At 40.8% G+C, this 9,319-nt stretch carries 6 protein-coding genes; 3 read left to right on the plus strand and 3 right to left on the minus strand.

All coding sequences use genetic code 11. The annotated features are described in order from the left end of the window. Positions 1–291: 291 nt before the first annotated feature. Positions 292–933: a hypothetical protein gene (locus tag OGM63_RS20960; RefSeq protein ID WP_263747591.1), complete on the minus strand. Its 642-nt coding sequence runs from the start codon at positions 931–933 to the stop codon at positions 292–294. Positions 934–1,585: 652 nt separating this feature from the next. Between OGM63_RS20960 and OGM63_RS20965 the strand changes: the two genes are divergently transcribed. Together OGM63_RS20965 and rpoD are read left to right on the plus strand one after the other, a co-directional pair. Then, positions 1,586–2,233, plus strand: a complete 648-nt coding sequence (locus tag OGM63_RS20965) for a fasciclin domain-containing protein (protein WP_263747592.1) — start codon at positions 1,586–1,588, stop codon at positions 2,231–2,233. Between the two features lie 1,576 nt (positions 2,234–3,809). Beyond that, positions 3,810–4,979, plus strand: coding sequence for an RNA polymerase sigma factor RpoD (gene rpoD, locus OGM63_RS20970; protein ID WP_263747593.1), 1,170 nt, complete (start codon positions 3,810–3,812; stop codon positions 4,977–4,979). Positions 4,980–5,145: 166 nt separating this feature from the next. On the opposite strand, the gene OGM63_RS20975 is transcribed toward rpoD, so the two are convergent. Both OGM63_RS20975 and gyrA read right to left on the minus strand, forming a co-directional pair. Beyond that, a complete protein-coding gene (locus tag OGM63_RS20975; RefSeq protein WP_263747594.1) occupies positions 5,146–5,328 on the minus strand; it encodes a CAB/ELIP/HLIP family chlorophyll-binding protein in 183 nt (60 codons plus the stop codon). 724 nt (positions 5,329–6,052) lie between these two features. Beyond that, entirely contained in the window at positions 6,053–8,566 is a 2,514-nt protein-coding gene (gene gyrA, locus OGM63_RS20980) for a DNA gyrase subunit A (protein WP_263747595.1), read from the minus strand. Positions 8,567–8,795: 229 nt separating this feature from the next. Between gyrA and OGM63_RS20985 the strand changes: the two genes are divergently transcribed. Beyond that, complete coding sequence (locus OGM63_RS20985; RefSeq protein WP_089125371.1) at positions 8,796–9,200, plus strand: response regulator; 405 nt, start codon at positions 8,796–8,798, stop codon at positions 9,198–9,200. Positions 9,201–9,319 lie beyond the last annotated feature (119 nt).

The following is a 9,319-nucleotide window of genomic DNA, read 5'->3' on the forward strand; positions in this document are numbered from 1 at the left end:
ACGTCTCTTAACCAAACTGTATTGAGAGGTTAGTAGTTAGTAGTTAATATTAGACCTCTTGCAAAAAAAAATCATGGTACGATAGGGGTTTTGAAAAATCTGCTTTCTATCTCAATAAAAAAAAATAAACTTATGTGAGTTTGGCAGCTTGTGGTGCTTTTGGTTGCGAGAACTTGGATTTTCACAACCTAATTTTGTAGAGACGTAAGCTAGCTACGTCTCTACGAGGATTTAGGGCTTAAATGAACGGTATTGACAGAGAATTGATAACAGCTAACCACTAACAACTATTCAATCTTTCTTGGGAAATTTAATTTGGTTTCCTTGAGGAGTACTGATTACCTTTCCCCCCAAATCTTCGATTTTTTCAATTGCTATTTTACGGGTTTTCTCATCGACATGATTACTTAAAACTAGTGCCCATGATGCAATTTGAGCATGTTTACTATCAGGATTATGACTGAGAAAATCAGCAGTTTTTTGAGAAATAGTTATAACTTGTTTACTTTGTTCATCTGAATAGTTATTTGCCCAGTTTGCCGCAGTTTCAAAAGATTGTCTTGCGGCTTGAGAATTACCTAGAAATAATAACTCATCAATTCCTTTATAACGCCACACATAATAAGACCTTTCAGGAACCCAGGGAGATAATGACTTTAAACTTTTATCCATTAATGCAACAGACCTTTTTGGCATAGCAGCATACATAGAAGTACTAGTAGAAAGACCAATATAAGCGGTTAAAAATCGCGGATCGTTTCCCAGGATAACTTCAAAATATTCTGGACTTAGACTGTAACCTGTTTTTTCGCGAATTTCATCATCACCAAAGTATTGCAAAAAATCGAGATATACCCAATCAGCAATTAGGTTTTTATAGCCAAAGGTGGGCATTTTTTTGAGTAAACGAAGACGCATCTTTTCGGAATTCATTTCTCTTTCTATTTTTAAAGATGCAAGTTTATTGCTACTGGTCAGTTTTTGCAGTCGCGTAAATTGGATTAATCCAATTCCGAAGATACACAAAAAGAGGACAAAAAATGTATTAACACTTTGACGAGAGAAACAGAACATTCTGGTTGCTGGAAAATAATTATCAAACTACAAGTACATAGTTCCCAGAAATACTGTCCAAGTAACAGGCTTTATATTCTGAATCATCTTTCAGCCCAAGAATATTCAATTTACTATTATGCAAAATGAATAATATTTGTTCGTTTCCTCAGCATCATTCTTCCTCGCTGGCACATTGTTCGAATGATATTCGTCAGTACATCGCGCATTCATCCCACACTCCTAAAAGTGAGATGTGGGACTTCTGCTTATTTAGTTAACTCCTTAGGAGGTAATGCGTAAAACCCAAAACCGTGTAGAGACGATTCTGTGCTACGTCTCTACGTGTATTTAATAACAATGCAATCTGATGTAATTGAGATGGTGTTTCCAAAGAATAGATAGATGTAGAGCCATCTTGGTGAGATTGTCTAGATGTTTTGACAACTACCTCGCTAGGCTGAGGGATTACTTCTGACAATTATTAAAATTTTTAAATAGTTATCGATTTATCTTGATTTTTGGTCACACCATGAAAAAGAGTAACAGCATTTTCGCAAAAGTATTGTTCAGTGCAATTAGTGTAGGCAGTCTTGTTGCTCTGTCTGCTTGTAACAGCCAGCCTGTTGCCGAAAATCCAACAGTTCCTCCCGCTACAGAAACTCAGACAACCATTCCCCCCACAACAGCGGAAACTCCAGCAACTACTGTTCCTTCTGCCGTACCAACACCCACTGGCACAACTGCAAACCAAAATTTGGGAGAATTGGCACAGACAGCAGCCAGTCAGGGTTCATTTACAACCTTAACAAAGGCAGTACAAGCCGCAGGTTTAACTGAACAATTGACTGGGAAAGGACCTTACACAGTATTTGCACCTACTGATGCCGCTTTTGCCGCATTACCAGAAGATACTGTAGAGAAACTCCTCAAGCCAGAAAGCAAATCAAAATTAGTCAAGTTTTTGGGATACCATGTTATACCTGGGCAAGTCACGTCTAGCCAGCTAACATCTGGAAAAGTCAAAACAGTTGAGGGTACTCCTGTAACAGTAAAAGTTGATAGTGCCAGCAACACAGTCACAGTCAACGGTGCTAAAGTCGTTCAGGCTGACATTCCCGCTAGCAACGGCATTGTGCATGTAGTTGACAAAGTAATTCTGCCACCCAATTTTAAGTAAGTCTTAAGCACCGGATAGCAAATGATAGTTAAGCCAACTAAATAACCCTCAGTTGAGTCAATCAGCAATAACTGGGGGCTTTTTTGTGCCTTGCTTTTATAAGAAGTACACAAAAATTTGATTTGAGAAATATTCTTATTAAATAGTTTTATTAAAGCCCTTTAGTTAATTATTATGTTTAACCATTTAAATGTCAAAAACCCTGCCAGTTGAACTTTTGAAGCTGAAAAATAAGGCAAAGATAAATATTGAAAAAATCATAAAAAGGATTTTTTGTCAAGTTTTTCCGGAAATAATTCCTGATTTTGCGTAATTTTGTTAAATTTAGTGCAAATTAGGTAGCTCTACTACTGAGGCTCTAATAAGAGCGATGGAAGTAGTCTAAAGTTTAGTAGTCGCTGTTTCACCGGAGCATCTACAGCTAACGCGCTCTGCCTTCATCTGACCCTAGTCCTTGCTCTTGGCTCAAATTTCTGGCTTTTAAGCGCTCTCCAGCAGCTTGTCAAAAACTTGCTAATATCTTCATGTACTGTAGCACAAGTGACAATTTCGCATAAATTCCATGCTGTTTTGACGCTTTGTAGGCTAATATCTATAATCTCACGTGTCAAATCTTTTGTGAATTGATTAAAATATCGTTGTATACAATAAGAACAGTTTGTCAAGTTTCATAAGGCTGAAATTTAACTTCTTGCGCTAAGGTGTGATTAAGACCGAATTTAGGGAGCGCTGATTCTGCCCAATACCTTAACTCCTCAGTTTAGGTGATTGGAAAAAATCCAGTTGAGTGCTTGAATATGAGCAACACAACTGTTCAGATCCCAAGCGAATGCCTAAAGGTAAGCTTAATCAATCATAAAAACAGAAGCACTCGATGAAGCATTCATCGCATCCCAACTGTTTAGCTTGAAGGCGATTCTATAGAAGCGCCAATTATCACTCAGTAAGATATGAAGTAAATGTAAAAAGGGCTGCACTCAAACATCTAAACTGAGTTAACATTGAATGCACGGTTTCTAAGTAGTTAATGTTTGACATCATACTTAGAAAATAGATAAAAGCAATTATACCTCAGTTTGAATGTAATGATAATGCCACTGTAAATCCCAAAAAGATTTGGCAAAATTTAAGGGTATAATTACTTTTTTCAATACTTTTTAGGTAGAACAGGCTCAACTTTACTTAAAGACTTCATTGTAATTACACAAAAAGAGTGCAATTTCTGTGAAACAGGCTACAATCGGAACAGTCTTTACATAAACATCTCCCAACAGTCATATTAGTTTGATATGGAGTGGTGAGTTTTTTAGGAAGATGAGTCTTTTTTAGACCAGTTAGTCAAAAGTGATGTGCAACACCAACACTTATGGCGTTTACTTTCATCATGAGAAGTCGATGGAAACGGCGGCTTCGCAGTGAAGCTAGAAACACCTCCCTTGGGAGGCTTAAATATTCCGGAAATATTAGTGGCTTTCTCCGACTCGCCCTGTATTTTCGGTTTTCAAAAAGCTCATTTATAAGAGCACTAAAAACATCTTTCGTGAATTGATTCTGCAAGGAGCATGAGGAACGCGGCATGAACCAGGCTAACAACGTACTCGAAAGCATTTATCAGCCTGACCTAGAAATAATGAATCAGCCTGAGCTCGAGTTAGAAGAACTCTTAATCGAGGATGAAGAGGACTTGCTTATTAACGATGAAGGCGACGATGAATTTTTAGAGCCTCAGTCTGATGAGGACGACGCAAAGTCTGGGAAAGCCGCTAAATCGCGTCGCCGGACCCAAAGCAAGAAAAAGCATTACACCGAAGATTCGATTCGGCTTTACTTGCAAGAAATTGGTCGTATTCGTCTTCTTCGGGCAGATGAAGAAATTGAATTGGCACGAAAGATTGCCGACTTACTCGAATTAGAAAGAGCGCGTGAAAAACTTTTAGAACAGTTGGATCGCGATCCGAAGGATAGCGAATGGGCAGAAGCAGTGCAACTGCCGCTACCAGCATTTCGTTATCGCCTGCATGTTGGTCGCAGGGCGAAAGATAAGATGGTGCAATCTAACCTGCGCTTAGTAGTTTCAATTGCTAAGAAGTATATGAATCGTGGTTTGTCCTTCCAAGACTTAATTCAGGAAGGTAGCCTAGGTTTGATTCGCGCAGCCGAAAAGTTTGACCACGAAAAAGGTTATAAGTTTTCTACATACGCTACGTGGTGGATTCGTCAAGCAATTACTCGTGCGATCGCCGATCAATCTCGCACTATCCGACTTCCGGTTCATCTTTATGAAACCATCTCTCGGATTAAGAAAACCACCAAGCTGCTTTCTCAAGAAATGGGTCGCAAACCCACTGAAGAAGAAATCGCTACTCGTATGGAAATGACCATTGAGAAGCTGCGGTTTATTGCTAAATCTGCACAACTGCCGATTTCTTTAGAAACGCCTATTGGCAAAGAAGAAGATTCCCGACTCGGCGATTTTATTGAGTCAGATGGCGAAACCCCAGAAGACCAAGTTTCCAAAAATCTTCTGCGCGAAGACCTAGAAAAAGTCCTCGACAGTCTTAGCCCCCGCGAACGCGATGTTCTGAGACTACGCTACGGCTTGGATGACGGTCGCATGAAGACTCTAGAAGAGATTGGACAAATTTTCAACGTCACCCGCGAACGGATTCGTCAAATTGAGGCGAAGGCACTCCGCAAGCTACGCCACCCAAATCGCAACAGCGTTCTTAAGGAATATATCAGGTAGGAGCGCGGGAGCGTTGATAGTGGGAATTTAAAGAGGATAAAGCGGAATAGGAAAAACGCTTTCTCAATGCCCACTAACAATGCTCCAACCATTAACCTAAAAAACCTGGAGGTGAATTAACACTCCCAGGTTTTTTTATTTATTAAGATATTTATCGTTTCAAATATTACAGGATGCCCCAGAAGTGTAGAAAGCCTTGACCAGAAAATATCTCAATTAAAGCGGCGGCTAAAAAGCCAATCATTGCCAAGCGACCGTTCCAAATTTCTGCTTGTGGGGTGAAGCCCCAACGCCAAGCATTGCGATCTTCGATTACGGATACGGTAGTTTTTGTAGTATTTGTAGTCATAGCTAGTGCTCCAGAGTGGATTTACGAAACTTTATTACTCTATGTAAACTAATATAACAATATTTTTCGACTTTGCAACATGATATTGAAAAAACTGTGATGTTTTGTTGACTTTGATAGCAATCACTGATATTAAGAACAGACTAAGAAATAGACTTGAACGTGAATCATTAAGGCTGAGGTTACAGAGCGCTTCAGTTTTGCTTTGTCACAACTCATAGATTTATTGAGATAAACTACTAACTATTTTATCTATTTTGGTGTCAGATGTGAAAAAGCAGCGATTTGCTGGGAGCTCTTAGCAGGGGAGAAAAACCACGCCACTTGCGGGTGGAGCAACAACTGAGCGGGAGAAAAGGGTCAGGGGTGCTTTTCACTCGGTTTGTACCTTTTCCTCTGCTAGAGTGCCTCTGATCAAGATTTTTTTAACTTTAGCTTTGAAGTTATGGGCGAATGCCGCTATACACAGTATTTTAAATTAGTAGTAATAATTTGCATTTAAATAGTAGAGACGTTCCCCCGGAACGCCTCTACTACTCAGGTGAGTTTTGTCGATTTAAAGATTAAATTTTGTCAGATAAATTAATACCATTTCACGAAAAGACTGATGTGAATTATTCTTTGCGCCCTGCAAAGCTGCTGCCCCGAAGTATCAAACTTCAAGTCAAACGGTATAACTTGCCAGAAATTTTCATTTCTGGTGTCAGCTTTAATATCGCTCTGTTTAAGAACGCACTTCAGCCACGGTGATGATTTTTTCATCGCGGTTAAGCTGAAGAACGCTTTCACCCGTAGCATCTCTGCCGAAGAAAGGCACTGTTTCTACACTTAGACGCACTACCCGCTCTCGATTTGTGACTAGTGCTACCTCAGTTTGTGCGATCGCCATTACCATACCAGCTAGATTGTCAGTTTTACTTTTAAACTTCAGCGCTTGCGTACCCAAATCACCGCGATTAGCTAGTTTGAAATCTTTCACTGGTATTCGTTTGGCATATCCTTCTTGAGTAACCAACAACAAATTACTATCCTTGGCAAATGTTACACAGCCGACCATTTGCTGATGTTTCAACAGCCGTAATGCTTGCAACCCGACAGCAGTACGACCCATAATCGGTAGTTGTTCATCATTTACCGGAAACCTCAACAATCGTCCACCAGAACTGGCAACAATCAGATGTTCTCCAGGAGTAGCAAATTGGGTAAATAACAATTCATCATCGTCTTTTAACTTTAAAATTGTAATTCCGCGACGAGTCAGGTTAGTAAATTCCCCAAGGGAGAGGCGCTTAATTCGTGCCTGCTTTGTCAAAAGAATCATTTGCGAGGTTTCGGCGTTTTGTGGTAGCACAAAGCGGTTGATAACAGCTTCTTGAGAGCCTTGAGCAGTACTACTAAGCATGGTTATCAGTGGTTTTCCCCGTGGAGAACGTCCAGTCGTTGGGGGAATATCTCCTACGTTCACAGGGTAGACTTTGCCACCACTATTTAACACCATTAACTCTTTGTCTGTATCAGTCAGTGCTGTTTGGATAATGAAGTCATTATCCGGCAAACCGTTGTCAGCTTTCGGCTTTTTCGCTGATGGCTGAGTACGACGCACATACCCCCGGTGGCTAAACTCTAAAATAACTTCTTCTGCTGGCTCTTCAGATTTGGGATTTGGGATTTGGGATTTGGGATTCTCCTCCTTATTGCTTGTCTGGTTGTCTTCTATGAGTCTATGAGTCTGGGTATCAAGAGCCAAAAGTTTAGTACGACGAGCATCGCTGTACTTGCGTTTGAGAGTACGCAAGTCTTTTTTCAGTGCTTTGAGTAACTCTTTTCTGTCGTTGAGCAACCGTTGTAATAAGTCAATTTCGTCAATTAATTGCTCAAATTCCCGCTGTAAATTTTGCTGTTCTAAACTGGTGAGACGTCGCAACGGCATAGCTAAAATTGCATCTGCTTGGACTTCAGTCAAATCGAGCAGGCTACACATATCTATTTTTGCGCTAGCACCATCAGCTGCTTGCCGCAAAATTTCAATGACATCATCTAAGTTAGATAATGCTTTTAGCAAGCCGTCGAGCAAATGTAGGCGACTTTCTGCATTTTGTAATTCATTAGTGTAGCGACGGTTGAGAGTCTGTTCGCGAAAACTTAAAAACTCTTGCAGTAGGTGACGCAAACTTAGCTGACGCGGTTGTCCATCAACGATCGCTAAAAGAATTGCCCCAAAATTAGTTTGCAGAGCGGTTTGGTGATACAAATGCCCAAGAACATCCTGTTCTTTAGTATCGCGTTTGAGTTCAATGACTACGCGCATACCTTCGCGATCGCTTTCATCCCGCAGATCGGAAATTCCTTGCAAGCGACCTTGATTGACTAATTCCGCTACTTTCTCAATCCAAGCTGCCTTATTCACTTGATAAGGCAATTCCGTAATGATTATTGCTGTTCGCCGTTTGCTACCCCTAACTGGTGCCATTTCCTCTATTTGGGCAACTCCTCGGAGCACAATACTACCCTTCCCGGTGGTGTATGCCTCGCGAATGCCTGCATTACCAATGATTTCCCCGCCGGTGGGAAAATCTGGACCCGGAATTAACTGAAATAATTTTTCGTCACTCAAATCAGGATTGTCGATTAGGGCAATTAACCCATCAACTACTTCTCCTAAGTTGTGTGGTGGAATATTTGTTGCCATTCCTACGGCAATACCCGCACAGCCATTTAGCAACAAGAACGGTAGCTGTGCTGGTAGCACTGTTGGTTCTTGTTGGGAATTATCGAAATTACCGATAAATTCCACTGTTTCTTCACCAATTTCTGCCAGCATTCCCTCATGGCTGATGGCTGCAAGACGCGTTTCTGTGTAGCGCATTGCTGCGGGTGGGTCGTTATCCACACTGCCAAAGTTGCCATGTCCTGCCAATAAGGGATACCGACTGGAAAACTCCTGCACCAACCGAACCAAAGCGTCATAAACCGATTGGTCGCCGTGGGGATGATATTTACCCAGTACGTCTCCGACTACACGGGCACACTTACGATAGGGTCTGTCGGGGGTTAAACCGAGTTCGTGCATGGCATACAAAATGCGCCGATGCACAGGTTTTAAGCCATCACGCACGTCTGGTAATGCCCGCCCGACAATCACACTCATGGCATATTCTAGGTAAGACCGTTGCATCTCCGTGTGCAGGGCTGTGGTGATTACCTGTCCCGTTGAGAGAAGATTTAACTGTTTTGCCATGAGTTTTTTCCCTGAATTTTCACTACACAAAAATCTCTATAAATGAACACAGCAGCAACCACAGCATAACGGATGAAATGAAATTATTAATACCATCTTGATAGTCATAAAGCAAAAATCAGTAGTATTATCCGTCATATGATGGGGATACACATTGATTTTTTTTAGTCGTTAGACAACTGTTTTGATTGAAGTGGTAATTTCCCTCACCCCTATAACTTAAATTCTCATGAAAACTGTTTTGATTGTCGAAGACGATTTAATTAATGCTCGTGTTTTTTCCAAAATCTTGACCAAGCGCGGTGGCTTGGAGGTGAAACATACTGAAAATGTGGAAGAGGTAATGAAAATTGCCTCTTCCGGTGAAGCAGACATTATTTTGATGGATGTTTCTCTCTCAAGAAGTGTTTACCAAGGTAAGTCTGTTGATGGTATCAAGATTACACAAATGTTGAAATCAGATCCACAAACAGCAAATTTACCTGTTATTTTGGTAACGGCACACGCGATGGAAGGCGATCGCGAGAACTTTCTCAAGCAGAGCGGTGCTGATGGTTACATCTCTAAACCAGTTGTTGACCATCAACAGTTTGTTGACCAAATCATCGCACTGCTACCCAAACAGGACAATTGACAATTTATTTAGTAACCGTCGCCCGTCAATATGTTGGGCGACTGTTTACTTTTCACACTTTAGTATATATGTACTGTTAAATGGTGCTTTTAAGCAAGGGGGAATTTGAAGAGGGGGAG

Source organism: Plectonema radiosum NIES-515, from assembly GCF_025753815.1.
Classification (GTDB): Bacteria; Cyanobacteriota; Cyanobacteriia; order Cyanobacteriales; family Nostocaceae; genus Hassallia; species Hassallia radiosum_A.